13 protein-coding genes are annotated in these 14,280 nt (G+C 64.7%); 2 read left to right on the forward strand and 11 right to left on the reverse strand.

The genetic code is table 11. The annotated features are described in order from the left end of the window. Positions 1-21: 21 nt before the first annotated feature. The 6 genes from NKI18_RS08640 to NKI18_RS08665 are packed head-to-tail and all read right to left on the reverse strand — an operon-like array spanning position 22 to position 7,086. Entirely contained in the window at positions 22-483 is a 462-nt protein-coding gene (locus tag NKI18_RS08640) for a MarR family winged helix-turn-helix transcriptional regulator (protein ID WP_352456012.1), read from the reverse strand. Further along, positions 480-1,064 (reverse strand): amino acid synthesis family protein, encoded by a 585-nt coding sequence (locus tag NKI18_RS08645; protein WP_352619442.1) that lies wholly within the window; start codon positions 1,062-1,064, stop codon positions 480-482. The genes NKI18_RS08640 and NKI18_RS08645 overlap by 4 nt, the downstream gene beginning before the upstream one ends. Further along, positions 1,057-1,932 (reverse strand): UPF0280 family protein, encoded by an 876-nt coding sequence (locus tag NKI18_RS08650; RefSeq protein WP_352619441.1) that lies wholly within the window; start codon positions 1,930-1,932, stop codon positions 1,057-1,059. Before NKI18_RS08650 ends, NKI18_RS08645 begins: the two co-directional genes overlap by 8 nt. After that, a complete protein-coding gene (locus NKI18_RS08655) occupies positions 1,929-3,473 on the reverse strand; it encodes a 6-hydroxynicotinate reductase (protein WP_352619440.1) in 1,545 nt (514 codons plus the stop codon). The genes NKI18_RS08650 and NKI18_RS08655 overlap by 4 nt, the downstream gene beginning before the upstream one ends. After that, positions 3,470-6,226, reverse strand: a complete 2,757-nt coding sequence (locus NKI18_RS08660) for a molybdopterin-dependent oxidoreductase (RefSeq protein WP_502900671.1) — start codon at positions 6,224-6,226, stop codon at positions 3,470-3,472. Before NKI18_RS08660 ends, NKI18_RS08655 begins: the two co-directional genes overlap by 4 nt. Continuing rightward, on the reverse strand, positions 6,226-7,086 hold the full coding sequence (locus NKI18_RS08665) for an FAD binding domain-containing protein (RefSeq protein ID WP_352539932.1): 861 nt from the start codon (positions 7,084-7,086) through the stop codon (positions 6,226-6,228). Before NKI18_RS08665 ends, NKI18_RS08660 begins: the two co-directional genes overlap by 1 nt. A gap of 272 nt (positions 7,087-7,358) precedes the next feature. Between NKI18_RS08665 and pncA the strand changes: the two genes are divergently transcribed. Both pncA and NKI18_RS08675 read left to right on the forward strand, forming a co-directional pair. After that, entirely contained in the window at positions 7,359-7,958 is a 600-nt protein-coding gene (gene pncA, locus NKI18_RS08670) for a bifunctional nicotinamidase/pyrazinamidase (RefSeq protein WP_352619439.1), read from the forward strand. Positions 7,959-8,100: 142 nt separating this feature from the next. After that, entirely contained in the window at positions 8,101-9,426 is a 1,326-nt protein-coding gene (locus NKI18_RS08675) for a sodium:proton antiporter (protein WP_502900672.1), read from the forward strand. Here NKI18_RS08675 and NKI18_RS08680 read toward each other — a convergent pair whose 3' ends face one another. The 5 genes from NKI18_RS08680 to NKI18_RS08700 form a co-directional block, all read right to left on the reverse strand. Continuing rightward, positions 9,427-10,146, reverse strand: a complete 720-nt coding sequence (locus NKI18_RS08680) for an ABC transporter ATP-binding protein (RefSeq protein WP_352619437.1) — start codon at positions 10,144-10,146, stop codon at positions 9,427-9,429. Then, positions 10,139-10,867, reverse strand: coding sequence for an ABC transporter ATP-binding protein (locus NKI18_RS08685; RefSeq protein ID WP_352619436.1), 729 nt, complete (start codon positions 10,865-10,867; stop codon positions 10,139-10,141). The genes NKI18_RS08680 and NKI18_RS08685 overlap by 8 nt, the downstream gene beginning before the upstream one ends. Next, complete coding sequence (locus tag NKI18_RS08690) at positions 10,864-11,826, reverse strand: branched-chain amino acid ABC transporter permease (RefSeq protein WP_352619435.1); 963 nt, start codon at positions 11,824-11,826, stop codon at positions 10,864-10,866. The genes NKI18_RS08685 and NKI18_RS08690 overlap by 4 nt, the downstream gene beginning before the upstream one ends. Continuing rightward, entirely contained in the window at positions 11,823-12,704 is an 882-nt protein-coding gene (locus tag NKI18_RS08695; RefSeq protein ID WP_352568540.1) for a branched-chain amino acid ABC transporter permease, read from the reverse strand. Before NKI18_RS08695 ends, NKI18_RS08690 begins: the two co-directional genes overlap by 4 nt. A gap of 233 nt (positions 12,705-12,937) precedes the next feature. Next, entirely contained in the window at positions 12,938-14,242 is a 1,305-nt protein-coding gene (locus NKI18_RS08700; RefSeq protein WP_352578167.1) for an ABC transporter substrate-binding protein, read from the reverse strand. Between the last annotated feature and the right edge of the window lie 38 nt (positions 14,243-14,280).

Consider the following 14,280-nt stretch of genomic DNA (forward strand, 5'->3'; position numbering starts at 1 on the left):
CAAACGCCGGCAGGCAGCAGATTAAGCCAGCTTGGCCAGCAGCTTCATGAAAATGGCCGCTTCCTTGGCGGAAAGCGGCGCCAGCGTTTCCTGCGTAATCTCACGGGCAAGCGGAATCAGCCGCTCGATCGCGTCGCGCCCGTCGGCGGTCAGATTGACCAGCAGGCGCCGTTTGTCGACTTCGTGTTTGCTAAGTTCGACAAAGCCACGCGCTTTCAGCCGGTCGATGACGCCCTTCACGGTCGCCGCATCCATGGCGATCAGGCTGCCAAGCTGGTTCTGCGAGGTCTCGCCGACGTCGCGCAATTTGGCCAAAGCGGCAAATTGCGGCGGCGTCAGATCGGCGATGTGTGCGGCGAAGATCGAGACATGGCGCTGATGCGCCTTGCGCAGGATGAAGCCGACCTGCTCCTGCAAGCGATAGTCGTTTTCGTCAGGCTCCTCGGCCTCGACCAGCTTGAGCAGATTGTCCTCGGCGCTCACCGCAGCCCATCCCATGCCTTAATGTCCTTGGCCGCCAGCCCACCCATGCGGTCGTGCACGCGCGGGCCGCAGGTCATGGCGAGGCAAAACAGGATCTCGTCGGGACGGGGGCCATCGCTGATGCCGATTTCCATGGCATCGAAATGGCTGCGCACATAGGCGGCGTTGATGTGGCCGAGCGGCACATCGAGCCGCGCGCCGAAGCCGCCGACCTTCTTCGCCGAGGGCACGATCGCCTTGGCGTCGCCGAGCCGTTCGCGCATGGCATAGCCGCCCGGCACATGCCACAGCGCGCCATGCTCCAGCTCGCCCGCCATGCCGACGATGGCGCCCTTGCCGTAACCGTCGATCTGTTTGACGTCGCCGCCCAATGCGTCGATAAGCCTGTCGGAGAGCAGCAGCCCGAGCGGCTTCAAATCCTCCATGGCGCTCTGCAGTTCCTCGACGTAACGGCCGGCGAACGGGTTCTTGACCACAGCCATGGCCGCCGCGCGGTGCCGCGGCACCTTCGCCACCGGCCCGCCTTCGTGAAAAATCTCTTCGGTCAGCACGGCGATCTTGCGGATCGGAAACTCAGGCATGAGCAATTTCCCTCTCTAAAACTTTATTGGCGAGCGCCATCGGACCTGCGATGCGCGCCTGACCGCCGAGGAAAAGCGCCGCGGCGGCAATCAGGCCGCGCCGCCGAAACTCCTCGGCAACGGCAAATCCGCCTTCCAGCGCAATAGCGATTTCAGCGGCGGAAAGCAGCCCCACGCCCTGCGTCACCAAACGGTCGCCGAGGTCGCTGTCAGGTGCGAGATCGCGCGCCCGTACGCGCCTAACGGCCGGATGACCGGGCAGGTCGACGGCGTTGGCGATCAAGGTCGCGGCGGCATCGGCTTCAGCACCCGTTCGCGCCACCACCGTGACCGCGTCGGCGATGCCCAGCGAAAAGGAGCGGCCGCGCCAGCCGCTTGTCGCGACACCGCGGACGCGATCCTCGGCGCGGATCGTGAGACGGTCTGCCAGTCCATGACCTGTCCCGGCAATGGCAAGCGTCATCGACTGGCCGCTCCCGAGATGGATCGCGCTGTCGCCGCCATTGTTGACATAGGCGCGCTCGAACCGGCGGCCGGCAAGCAGCGCGCCAAGCACTTCGTCGGCTACCGAGCCGGCGACGGCCGCCATTGGTGTGATGAATTGTTTCGCTAGCGGAACGACCGCCGCTTCCATGCGGCGCGCCGTCGGGCCAGCGAAAGCACGTGGCCGCGAGGCGGCCGGGCGCCGCAGTTCGGGCAACTCTTCGACCAGTTCGGGCAGGATTGTCTGGAAGCGCGCCACTGCCTGGCGATATGCGGCGCTGCATTCACTCGCCTCGCCGAATGCCTCGACGATCAGGTCGATCGGCCCATGATTGAGGTGAAGCCTCCGGCCGTCCTCGAGCCAATGCGCCTGCGGGCCGTTCATCGCCCGGCCCCGTTTGCGGCCGCGCGACGCAACTGCGCCAGCGGCGGCCAGGGATTGTCACGGGGTGCGGCCGTGCCGCGGCGCGGATTGAGATATTCGCCGCCCTTGGCCAGGATATCGTCGACGCTGCGGATTTCGCCTTCGTAGCCGCCAAGCCTGACATAATCGTCGCGGCGCATGGTGAACTCGATCGGCGCCACCAGCGCCGGGGTCGGCACATAGCCGAAGGCGCCTTCCGGCACGCGGGTGACGTCGACCATCAGCGTGATGCCGCCGCCCGGCCAGACATAGACCGGCGCGCCGCCGACCGTCACATAGGTCGTCAAGCCCTGCACCGAGCGGGTCAGATTGACCGGGTTCTCGGTGACGCCGGCGCGCAGCGAGCCGCCGGCGCCGCCGACGAAAAGCACGGTGCAGAGCGCCGGCTCGCAATTGTCCTCGATCAGGTCGACCGACTTCCGCAGCCGCTCCGGGAACGGTTTCTGGACCGGCTTCAGTTCGTCGTCGAGCTCGTAATAGGCGAATTGCTCGCCGGTGGTCGAGACCATCAGCAGCGACATGCCGGGGCGCGCACCCTTTTTGGCGTTCCATTCACCAAGGATCGACAGCGGGTCGGAAATGCTGGTGCCGCCCCAGCCGAGGCCGGGCTCCGACACCTTGAAATAACGGCCCGGCGTCGAACGGCGGCCGATGATCTTGATGCCGGTATCCTGCCAGCCAAGCACCTTGCCGGCCTGATGCTCGGAGACGACGCCGGTGATGTGGTCATCGACCACCACCACGTCGTCGACAAGGCCGCGCCATTGGGTCGCGAACATGCCTATGGTAGCCGAACCGCAGCCGACGCGCATGCGCTGCTCGAGCTTGCCGTCGATGACCGGCGGCTTGCCGGCTTCGACGATGACGGTGGCGCCGCCGTCGATGACGAGTTCAACCGGTTTGCGGTTGCACAGGGCGAGCATGGCGTCGCAGGTGGCTCGCCCTTCAGCCTTCGAGCCGCCGGTCAAATGATGTACGCCGCCCAGCGACAGCATCTGCGAGCCGTATTCGCCGGTCGTGACATGGCCGATCGCCTCGCCTTGGGCACGGACCGTCGCCGTTTCGGGGCCGATATGACGGTCGGTGTCGATCTTCACCTTGACGCCGCAATAGGAGAAGATGCCCTCGGTGACGACGGTGACCAGATCGACGCCCCCGACCTCCTGGCTGACGATGAAGGGCGCCGGCTTGTAATCGGGATAGGTGGTGCCGGCGCCGATGGCGGTGACGAAGCGGCGGCCGGTGTTGACCAGTTCGCCGTCCCATGCCTCGCCTTCTTCGGCAAAGGGTACGATTGCGGCGCCGGTCTCGGCCGCGTGGTCGAGGATGGTCAGTGGATCCATCCGCACGATCCTGCCGCCAACATTGCCGTAGCGGTCGCAGGCGCCGGTGCGGCCTTCGGCGATGTAGCACATGACCGGACAGGCATCACAGCGGATCTTCTCGGCCACCAGCTTCTCGCCGGGATCGTGTGTCTCGAAGCGTTCGGCAAGCTCGCTCATCGGCGCGCCTCCTTGTCGAGGATGGCGGCGCGGATGCGGGTCGGCGTCGCCGGAATTTTGGTGACCAGCACACCGGTGGCGTGGCGGATGGCGTTGAGGATCGCCGGCGCCGTCGGGATCAGCACATGCTCGCCCAAACCCTTGGCGCCGAAAGGTCCTTCCGGATCCGGAACTTCTATCAGGATGGTCTCGATCGGTGGCACGTCGCCGATCGTCGGGATCAGATAATCGTGCAGGTTTTCGGTGCGGCCGGGGATGAATTCCTCCATCAGCGCCATGCCGATGCCCTGGGCGATGCCACCCTCGATCTGGCCCTCTGCCAGTAAAGGGTTGATGGCCTTGCCGACATCGTGAGCGGCGGTGATTTTTATAAGCTTCACGGTGCCGAGCCTGAGGTCGACCTCCAGTTCGGCGATCTGGGCGCCATAGCCATAGACGGCATAAGGCTTGCCCTGGCCCTTGGCATCGAGCGGCAGCGTCGGCGGGTCGTAGCTTCCCTCGGCGCGGAAGACAAAGCCTTCGGCGTCTACCTTCAGCGAGGAAAGATCGATGCGGCGCGTCGCTTCGCCTTCCCCGATGCTCAGATTTGCGCCGTCCAGCGCAATCGCCGCCTTTTCCGAGACATTGGCGAAACGCAAGATCTCATCGCGCAAGGCGCGGCCGGCCTTTTCGGCGGCCTTGCCGGTGACGAAGGTCTGGCGCGAGGCCGACGTCTTGCCGGCGTCGGGGGTGATTGCCGTGTCGGCGCCTTTCAGCCGCAGCTTTTCAAGCGGAAGACCCAACGCGTCGGCGCAGATCTGCGCGATGACAGTGTTCGAACCTTGCCCGATATCGACCGCCCCCTGATGCAGGACGACTTCGCCCGATGCCGAGATGCCGACCTTGATGGTCGACGGATTGGGCAGCGAGGTGTTGCCGCAGCCGTACCAGCAAGAGGCGACGCCGACGCCGCGTTTTTTTTCGCTGCTGCTACGGGCGTTGAACGCGTCGGCGTCAGTTAGGGCACGCCGCCAATGTGAGCGGAGGGCCCCTAGGCAGTCGGCGATGCCGACGCCCGACTCGAGCCGCTGCCCGGTAACTGTTTCGGATCCGTTCCGAAGGCAGTTCTTCAGGCGAAAGTCGAGCCGATCCATGCCGAGCTTGTCGGCCAGGTAGTCATAGAGGGTCTCCTGCATGATCGTCGCCTGCGGCACGCCGAAACCGCGAAAGGCGCCGGCAATCGGGCCATTGGTGTGGATGGCGCGGCCTTCGGCGCGATAGTTCGGCGTCGCATAGGGGCCGGAGGCGTGCACCGGCACGCGGTTGGCGACCGTCGGCCCCCAGCTGGCATAGGCGCCGGTGTTGAAATCGCCGGCGAAGACCATGCCGGTGATGCGGCCGTCGGCATCGGCGCCGATGCTCGCTCTCATCTGAGCGGGATGGCGCTTGGTGGTCGAGATCATCGATTCGGTGCGGGTATAGGCGAGCGCCGCCGGCCGGCCGGTTTTCATGGCGACGAGGCCGATGAGCGGTTGCAGCGAGACGTCGAGCTTGGAGCCGAAGCCGCCGCCGGTGGCGGTCGGCACGATGCGCACCTTTTCCGGGGCAACGCCGAGCACTTTTGCCGTGTCGTCACGGTCCATATAGGGCGCCTGCGTGCAGGCGACGACGACCAGCGTGTCGCCGTCCATGAAGGCATAGCCGGCTTCCGGTTCGATATAGGCGTGCTCGACATAGGAGGTGTCGATGGCGCCGGAAACGACGAAAGCCGCACCGGCAAGCGCGGCTTCGGGGTCGCCACGCTCGACGAAGCCGGAGGTGAGCAGGTTCGAGGGCCGGTTTTCATGGACCAGTTGCGCACCGCCGGCCTGCGCTTCGCCAGTTTCCAGAAAATGCGGCAACTCGGTCCAACTGACAGGAAAATCGGCAAGGTCGAGATCGAGGATAGCCTCGCGTTCGCCGGCAACCAGCGCCACCGCCTCACCGCGAAAGCGCGAAACCCCTTCGGCCAGCGCCGGCTGGTCGGCGAAGGGCGCGATGACGCCGAAACAATTCTTTCCCGGTATGTCGGCGGCGGTGAAGACGCCGGCAATGCCAGGACGGGATTTCACCCAGCTGCCGAGATCGCCAAAAGTGAAAGCGGCATGATAATGCGGCGAGCGGACCACCAACACCGACAATGCGTCGGCCGGGAATGAATCACCGCCGAATTTTTCGCCGCCAGTGACTTTCGGAAGGCCATCGAGGCGGATCGGGGAGGAGCCGACGGCATGGCCAGAGGATGGCATGCGCTGATCGAGACCGTCGGCGTGGCGCCAAGCATCCATCACCGCGGTGACGATCTTGCGGTAGCCGGTACAGCGGCAGAGCACGCCGCCCAGCGCATCCTGCGTTTCGGCCTCGCTCGGGCAAGGCGTCCTGTCCAGGAGTGCCGTTGCGGCGACCAGCAGGCCGGGCGTGCAGGCGCCGCATTGCGCTGCGCCATGGCTGAGGAACGAAGCCTGCAGCGCCGACAACCGGCCATTGGCGAGGCCTTCGACGGTCGTCACCACGGTGCCGGAGGCGGAAGCCGCGGGCATCAGGCAGGCGCAGACCGGCTCGCCGTCGACCAGCACCGTGCAGGCGCCGCAATCGCCGGCATCACAGCCGATCTTGGTGCCGGTCAGCCGCAACTCGTCGCGCAGCACCGCGGACAGCCGCCGCGCCGGCGGCACACAAACGCTGACGGCGGCGCCGTTGACTTCGAAGGCGATGTCGGCGCGCTCCATGCCCATCAGGCGGCCGCCCTTTCGTCGGGAACAGCGCCCATCGCACCAAGCACGGCGCGGGCGACGATCTCGCGTGCAGCGTCCAGCCGATATTCGGCGCTGCCGCGCACGTCGCCGATCGGCGACAGCTCGTCCATCGGTGCGGATTGGATCGCAGTGGCCAGCGCGTGGCCGACGGGCCGGCCGCGTAGCGCCGCCTCGACACCCGCCAGGCGCCTGGCGACAACCGAGCAGGAACCGACGGCGACGGCCGCGTTCCTGACCATACCATCTTCGACGGCCAGGCGTGCGGCGGCCATGGCGATGGAGATGACGAGATAACGCCGCGCGCCGAGTTTCACGAAGGCGGAGCTGCCGGCGGTCGCGGGTTTGGGAATGCGGATTGCCGTGACCATTTCGCCGGGCTGCAGTGCGGTGCGACGGTTGCCGAGGATGAATTCTGCAAGGGGCAGATGCCGGGTCGCCACAGCGGAACGCAGTTCGACTTCGGCATCGAGCACCAGCAGCGCCGGCACGCCGTCGGCGGCCGGCGAGGCGTTGCAGAGATTGCCGGCAATCGAGGCAACGTTCTGGATCTGCACCGAGCCGACTTCCCGCGCCGCCTGCTTCAGCGCGTCGAAAGCCGCCGGCAGAGGATGGCGGACGAGATCGGTCCAGGTGGTGCGCGCGCCGACGAGCCAATGGTTTTCGGCTTCGGCAATGCCGCGCAATGCCACCAGGCCATTGATATCGAGGACATTGTCGCGGAAAGGCTTGCTGCCCTGTGCCGGATAGAAGTCGGTGCCGCCGGCGAGGATGCGCCATTGCCCTTCGCCCAGCAAAGCGAGGGCATCGTCGACCGTGGTGGGTTTTGCGTAACGGATCACGCTTTGCCTTCCCAGAATGGGCTTCCCGAGAGGGGATCCTGCCGAAAGATTTTCCCGAGCATTCAAGGCAGGAAATTCATTCGTATGCAAATGATATCAAGCCGGCAGGAATTGTCAAAGCCAGAGTTTGCACGGCCGTTGGCACCGGTGCACCCGGAACGCATTTGTTATGCCATGAGAGGTTGACGCAGCCGGCCATCTGGTCAAGTTTCTGCGTCCGGTCGCGTTTTCATTGGAGCCTAAGCTCAAGACCAAGAAAATAAGGAGGCTCCATGGCCGACGAAGCGCTTGTCGTTATCGACCTGCAGAACGATTTCTGCCCGGGTGGCGCCCTTGAAGTGGCCGGTGGCGACGAAATCGTGCCGTTGGTCAATGACCTGATCCGGCGGACCGAGCACGTCCTCCTGACGCAGGACTGGCACCCTGCCGGCCATTCGAGCTTTGCCTCCAGCCACCCCGGCAAGCAACCGTTCGAAACGATCGACGTGCCTTATGGCCACCAGACGCTGTGGCCGGATCACTGCATCCAGGGCAGCCTGGGATCGGATTTCCATTCGGGCCTCGCCTGGAGCAAGGCCGAACTGGTGATCCGCAAGGGGTTCCGTCCTGCGATCGACAGCTATTCCGCATTCTTCGAGAACGACCGGACGACGCCGACCGGCCTTGCCGGCTATCTCCGGGATCGGAACATCGAGATGCTGACCCTGGTCGGCCTGGCGACGGATTTCTGCGTCGCCTTTTCGGCGCTCGACGCGGTCAAGCTCGGTTTTGAGACATCCGTGCGGCTCGACGCCTGCCGCGGCATCGATCTCAACGGCTCCGTGGAGAGGATGCTGGGCCGGATGCGCGATGCCGGCGTGACACTGATTTGAACGTCATCCAGCCGAACCTGACAGACTTTTGAGGGGCTTCATGCGGTTTGCGGCGTTGACGGCAAGTGCTGCACTTACTGCAGCAATCTTTTCTCCGAGAGCGGTTCTCGCGGCCGAAGCGCACGAATTGCCGGGCGCCGCCATGTCGCTTTGGTGGGTGCTGCCGTTTGCCGGGCTATTGCTTTGCATCGCGACCGGCCCGCTGCTGTTCCATCATGCTTGGGAGCACCATTTCGGCAAGATCGCTGCCTTCTGGGCAGCGTTGGTGATCGGGCCGCTGGCCATCGCCTTCGGCATCCCGTCCGCCACGCAGGCGGTGCTGCATGCGCTGCTCACCGAATACATGTCGTTCATCATCCTGCTGTTTGCGCTGTTCACCATTTCGGGCGGTATCTTCGTTGCCGGCAACATACACGGCACGCCGCTGGTCAATGCCGGGCTGTTGCTGGGAGGGGCGCTGCTTGCCTCGATCATCGGCACAACCGGCGCCTCGATGATCCTGATCCGGCCGCTCATCCGCGCCAACGACAACCGGCGCTTCAACGCGCATGTCGTCATCTTTTTCATCTTCCTGGTGTCCAACATCGGAGGGTCGCTAACGCCGCTGGGCGATCCGCCGCTGTTCGTCGGCTTTCTGCGCGGCGTCGATTTCTTCTGGACGACAGTTCACCTGCTGCCCGAGACGCTGTTCGTCGCCGGCGTGGTGCTGGCTGTTTTCCTGGCGATCGACATCATCATGCATCGCCGGGAGGAAGGCGCGCCGAAGATCAAGGATCCGACGCCCGACAGCAAGGTGCGCATTCGCGGCCTGGCCAACATCCCACTGCTGGCCGGCGTAATCGCCGCGATCCTGATTTCCGCTGCCTGGAAGCCGGGAGTGAGTTTCTCTTTTCAGGGCGTCAGCCTCGAGCTGCAGAATCTGGTGCGCGACGCCGCCATCCTGATACTGGCCTTCACTTCGCTTGTCGTCTCGCCGAAGGAGTTTCGCGGCGCAAACGCCTTCAACTGGGGGCCGATTGCCGAGGTGGCGAAGCTGTTCGCCAGCATCTTCATCTGCATCGTGCCGGTCGTCGCCATATTGCGGGCCGGGCTCGACGGCGCGCTGGCGCCGTTGGTGCTGCTGGTCAGTTCGCCGACCGGCGCGCCGGACAACCTTGCCTATTTCTGGCTGACCGGAGCGCTGTCGTCCTTCCTCGACAATGCGCCGACCTATCTGGTGTTCTTCGAGCTGGCCGGCGGCGATGCGCAGCATCTGATGACCGAGTTCGCCTCGACGCTGGCGGCGATCTCGGCCGGCGCGGTGTTCATGGGCGCCAACACCTATGTCGGCAATGCGCCGAATTTCATGGTCTATGCCATTGCCAGGCATCGCGGCATCAAGATGCCGAGCTTCTTTGGCTATATGGCGTGGTCGGGCGCCGTGCTGATCCCGACGTTCCTGCTTGCCGGCTTGCTGTTCTTTGCCTGATCATCCGACGCCGACATAGCGACGGACCGCCGAGGGATCGGCACGCAATTCCTCGACATCGACCGTCTCGCGGTTGCGGCCGTTTTCGATGAAGCAAACGCGGTCTGCGACCGACAGCACAGCATCGACGCGCTGCTCGACAAGAATTGTCGATACGCCAAGCGCACGCAATTTCGACACGGTTTCGCGAATCTTGGCGATCATCGACGGCATCAGCCCTTCGGTCGGCTCGTCGAGCAGGAGCACCTGCGGTTCCAGACACAGGGCGCGGGCCATGGCCAGCATCTGCTGCTCGCCGCCGGACAGCGTGCCGGAACGCTGCCTGAGGCGCTGGCGCAACAGCGGGAAGAGATCGAGCACGTTTTCGCGCGTCGCCTTGCCCTTGTTGCGGGCCATCAGGCCGATCTCGATGTTTTCACCCACCGTCATCTCGGCGAACAGCCGCCGGCCCTGCGGCACGTAGGCGACGCCGGCCTTGGGCACCTCGTGCGCCGGCAAGCCGGTCAATTCCCGCCCTTCGAGCCGGATCGAGCCGGAGCTTACCGGCACCAGGCCCATGATTGCCTTCAGCGTCGTCGTCTTGCCGGCGCCGTTGCGGCCGAACAGGCAGAGCACTTCGCCCTCGTTCAAGACAAGATCGAGGCCATAGAGCACCTGGACCTCGCCATAGAAGCAATCGAGCCCGGAAACGGTCAGTGCCTTGGACTGGACCTCAGCCATGGGTCGTCCCCAGATAAGCGTCCTGCACCGCGGCATTGGCGCGGATCTGCTCGGGCGTGCCTTCAGCCAAAATCCTGCCGGCGTTGAAGACGGTGATGCGGTCGGCGAGCCGCATGACCACCGGCATGTTGTGCTCGATCAAAAGCACGGTGGCGCTATCGGCGATCTCGCGTACCAGCTCGATGAAATTATCGATCTCGCTGTCGGCCAGCCCTTGCGTCGGTTCGTCGAGGATCAGCAGCCGCGGCTTCAGTGCCAGTCCCATCGCCACTTCCAGCAACCGCTGGTGACCGTAGGACAGATGCCCGGCCGGCATGTCGGCGCGGTCGGCAAGGCCGGTACGCTCAAGCGCGGCCATGACGCCGGTGTGAACCGCGCCCTTCGAGCGGCCGTCGGTCAGCGTGCGCTGCACCGGCAGGGCAACATTGTCGTAGGCGCTGAGATTGGCAAAGACGCTGGTGATCTGGAACGTATAGGCGATGCCAAGGCGAACCCTGGCGTAGGCAGGCAGGCTGGTGATGTCGGCGCCGTCGAAGACGATCATGCCCGACGAGGGCTGGATGCGGCCGCTGACCAGGCTGACGAAGGTGGTCTTGCCGGCACCGTTGGGGCCGATGATGGCGCGAATCTCGCCCGGTATCAGCGCGAAGTCGACGCCGTCGACGGCACGCAAGCCGCCGAAACTGCGCGACAGGCCTTTGGTGGTGAGCAGCGGCATCATGGCAACCACCCGAGCCAGCGCTGGCGGATGCTGCCGAGAATGCCTCTCGGGAAGAACAGCACCAGCAGGATGAGCGCTATGCCGACGATCAGCAGATAGGCCGAGGTGTAGCCGCTGGCGACGTCGATGACATAATACATGAACAGCGTGCCGATCAGCGGACCGAGCGTGGTGGCGGCACCGCCCAGCAGCACCCAGAGCAGCGGCAGGATGGAGTATTGCACCGAGGCGAAGCTCGAGCCGACATAGCCGAACAGCAGCGCATAGGCCGCGCCGGAAGCCGCGCAGATGCTGCCTGAGATGACGACGGCGGCGAGCTTGCTGGAGAACGTGTCGTAGCCAAGCATCTTGGTCCGCTCTTCGTTCTCGCGGATGGCGACCAGCACACGGCCATAGCCGGAGCGGACTATCGCCAGGCTTATGAGCAGCACGATCGAGAACTGTGCCAGCGCACTCATATAGCGCACGGTCGGGTTGGTGAGGTCGAGCGACGTGCTGCCCAGGACAAGGACCCGCATCGGCTGCGGCACGACCATGCCCTGGTCGCCACCGGTCCAGGCAGCGAAATAGAGGATGACGAGATAGAATACCTGCGCGAACATCATGGTGACGATCATGAAGGCGACGCCGGAGGTGCGCAGCGCCAGCAGCCCGATCACCAGCGCGAGAAGCGCGCCGCAGGCAAGCCCGGCTGCGAAGGCGGCCGGCACGCTCCAGCCGAGATGGATGACGGCAAGGCCGGCGCCATAGAGCCCGGCTGAAAAGAACATGGCATGGCCGAGGCTAAGCAGCCCTACATAGCCGAACAGCAGATTGTAGCCCATGGCGAAGACCGCCAGCACCATGATGCGGGCGAGCAGGCCGTGATGGTATTCCGGCAGGACGAAGCTAAGCCCGAAAAGCAGGGCGATGACGCCGAGGTGCAGCGCATATGGCTTTGCCGGCGAAGCATCCTTCATCGCGATGTCGTCCCGAACAGGCCCTGCGGCCGGAACACCAGCACCATGGCGACGAGCAAGGTGGCTATGATCTTGGCCAGCGTCGGTGAGAAGAACACCGAGATGATGCCGTCGGAAAGGCCGATCAGCACCGCGGCGACGACCGTGCCGCGCAGCGAGCCGAGGCCGCCGATGATGACGACGATGAACGATAGCAACAGCGGGTCCTGTCCCATCAGATAGTGCGCCTGGCTGATCGGCACGATCAGCACCGCGGCGACAGCGGCCAGCATGGCGCCGAGCGCGAAAACACCGGCATAGACTCTGGTCACCGGGATGCCGAAGGCCTGCGCCGTCTCGCTGTCATATTGCGTGGCGCGCATGACGAGGCCGATTTTCGTGCGCGTCAGCACCAGCCAGGTCGCGACCAGCAGCAGCGCCGACGCGGCGATGATCGACAGCTTGTACCCGGAATAGCCGAACCACGGCAGGAGGATGCGGTAGCTGAACGGCGGCTCCACCGGCCGCGCCTCCGGGCCGTAGAAGGTCAGTGCCAGTTGCTGGATGATGTAGAGCATGCCGATGGTGGCGACGATGGTGGCTTCCGGATTGTAGTTGAGCCGGCGCAGCACCAGCCGTTCGGCGACCAGCGCGATCAGGCCGACGATCAGCGGCGCCAGCACCAGGGCGGCCAGAAAGCCGAGCGCCGGATGGCCAGATATCGCCGTTGAGATCGCCCAGGCAAGCACCGCGCCGAGCATGAAAAACTCGCCATGCGCGACATTGACGACGCGCATGACGCCGAACACCAGCGACAGGCCAAGCGCCGTCAGCGCCAGGACGGCGGAGGTGACGAGGCCTTCGAGAGCGGCGAGGAGCAGGTGGGGTCCGAAGTGCATCGCCTAAGCACCGGCGGATGCGCGAAGCACCCCCCTCTGGCCTGACCTCTTTGCCAAAACTTGGCATCTCCCCCTCGAGGCGAGAGATTGGCTGTCATCACCGCTTTCGCCAATCGTCGAGGTCGGAAAGCGGCCGCCTTCGCAGGAACTGCCAATCTCCTCCATTGAGGGGGAGATGTCCGGCAGGACAGAGGGGGGTGGGCCGAAGCGCACTGTGCTTAATGAAACCAAGCTCACAGCGTCTGCGTCGTGTAGTCCCCCTCAGGCTCGTAGAGGCCGTCCTCGATCTTGGTCTTGTGGACGACATTCAGCCGGCCGCCTTCGACCTTGGAGATGTTCTGGATACCAAAGCACTGGTGGATCTTGCCGTTGAAGGTTTTCGGTCCCTGCGGATGCTCGGGCCCCTCGGCGAACTCGGTCAACGCCTCGGTCGCCTCGACCAGCTTGGCGCGGTCTTCCGGCCCCTTGTAGCCGGCATCCTCCATCGCCTTCTTGACGACGTAGAGCGTTTCCCAGCAGCCGAACATGTGCGCGGCGGTGGAGACGTCCTTGGGATCGCCGACGGCGGCACCATTGTCGTCGATGCCGACGGCGGCGCGGTAGGCCTTCTGTGCAGGGGAATCGTCGGGCTGCGCGTAGCGCGGCGAGCCTTCCCAGAAATGGCTACCGTCGAGGAATTCGAGGCCGGGGCTGTTGATGTCGGTGGCTTCGAGCGAATCGATGAAGCCGAACAATTGCGGCCGATTGGAGCCGTAGAACTCGCCGAGCTCCTTGACGAAGGTGAGCACCGCCGGGCCGACCATGACGTGGTAGATCACCTCGGTCTCCGCGGGGATCTGCGGGAAATATTTGGTGAAGGAGGATTCCGTCGGCGGAATCGCGATCTGCGCAATGACCTCGGCGCCTTGCGCCTTCAGCGCCGGCGGCAGGTAGTCGCGATGGTCATAGCCGAAAGCGAAATCGGGGAAGATCTGCGTCACCTTCTTGCCGGCATTGGCGGCAATCCACGGCGCCATCGACTGGATCTGGCTTTTCACATCGGTGATGCCGGGCTGGAAGACGTAGCGGTTCAACTTGGTCGACGCGACGTGGTGGCCTTCGCTGACGACGAAATAGGGCATCTTGGCCTCGCCGGCGGCCGGCGCCGAGCCGATGACGACATGCGAAAACAGCGTGCCGTAGACTATATCGGTCTTGTGCTGGGAGGCGAACTTGCCGACCACTTCGGCGCCCCGGCCGGGATCGGTGCCGTCATCCTCGATGATCACGTCGACCGGCCGGCCGTTGATGCCGCCGGAATCGTTGATCGCCTTGACGGCAGCCGCTGTGGTCTTCTCGTACCAGCGGCCATAGGCGGCGCCGATGCCGGTGCGGTGCGACTGGAAGCCGATCTTGATCGGCGCCGAGCTCTGCGCCTGGCTGTAACGCACGAAACCCGGCGCGACGGCAAGACCGGCGCCGGCGGCAAGGCCCTTCAGCGCCGTGCGGCGGGTGAGAGCGGATCTGGAGAGATCGAAAAACCCATTCTTGTCAGTCACGGCAGTTCCCCTTGTTTTTGAGCTTTGACCAATGGCTG

The organism is Mesorhizobium sp. M0800 (assembly GCF_040320095.1).
In the GTDB taxonomy this organism is placed as follows: domain Bacteria; phylum Pseudomonadota; class Alphaproteobacteria; order Rhizobiales; family Rhizobiaceae; genus Mesorhizobium.

Excerpts from the sequence above, each read along its gene's own strand:
- NKI18_RS08645 (WP_352619442.1), bottom strand. The coding sequence starts at position 1,064 with ATGCCTGAGTTTCCGATCCGCAAGATCGCCGTGCTGACCGAAGAGATT.
- NKI18_RS08655 (WP_352619440.1), bottom strand. The coding sequence starts at position 3,473 with ATGAGCGAGCTTGCCGAACGCTTCGAGACACACGATCCCGGCGAGAAG.
- NKI18_RS08675 (WP_502900672.1), top strand. The coding sequence starts at position 8,101 with ATGTCGCTTTGGTGGGTGCTGCCGTTTGCCGGGCTATTGCTTTGCATC.
- NKI18_RS08685 (WP_352619436.1), bottom strand. The coding sequence starts at position 10,867 with ATGATGCCGCTGCTCACCACCAAAGGCCTGTCGCGCAGTTTCGGCGGC.
- NKI18_RS08660 (WP_502900671.1), bottom strand. The coding sequence starts at position 6,226 with ATGGGCATGGAGCGCGCCGACATCGCCTTCGAAGTCAACGGCGCCGCC.
- NKI18_RS08695 (WP_352568540.1), bottom strand. The coding sequence starts at position 12,704 with ATGCACTTCGGACCCCACCTGCTCCTCGCCGCTCTCGAAGGCCTCGTC.
- NKI18_RS08650 (WP_352619441.1), bottom strand. The coding sequence starts at position 1,932 with ATGAACGGCCCGCAGGCGCATTGGCTCGAGGACGGCCGGAGGCTTCAC.
- NKI18_RS08680 (WP_352619437.1), bottom strand. The coding sequence starts at position 10,146 with ATGGCTGAGGTCCAGTCCAAGGCACTGACCGTTTCCGGGCTCGATTGC.
- pncA (WP_352619439.1), top strand. The coding sequence starts at position 7,359 with ATGGCCGACGAAGCGCTTGTCGTTATCGACCTGCAGAACGATTTCTGC.
- NKI18_RS08690 (WP_352619435.1), bottom strand. The coding sequence starts at position 11,826 with ATGAAGGATGCTTCGCCGGCAAAGCCATATGCGCTGCACCTCGGCGTC.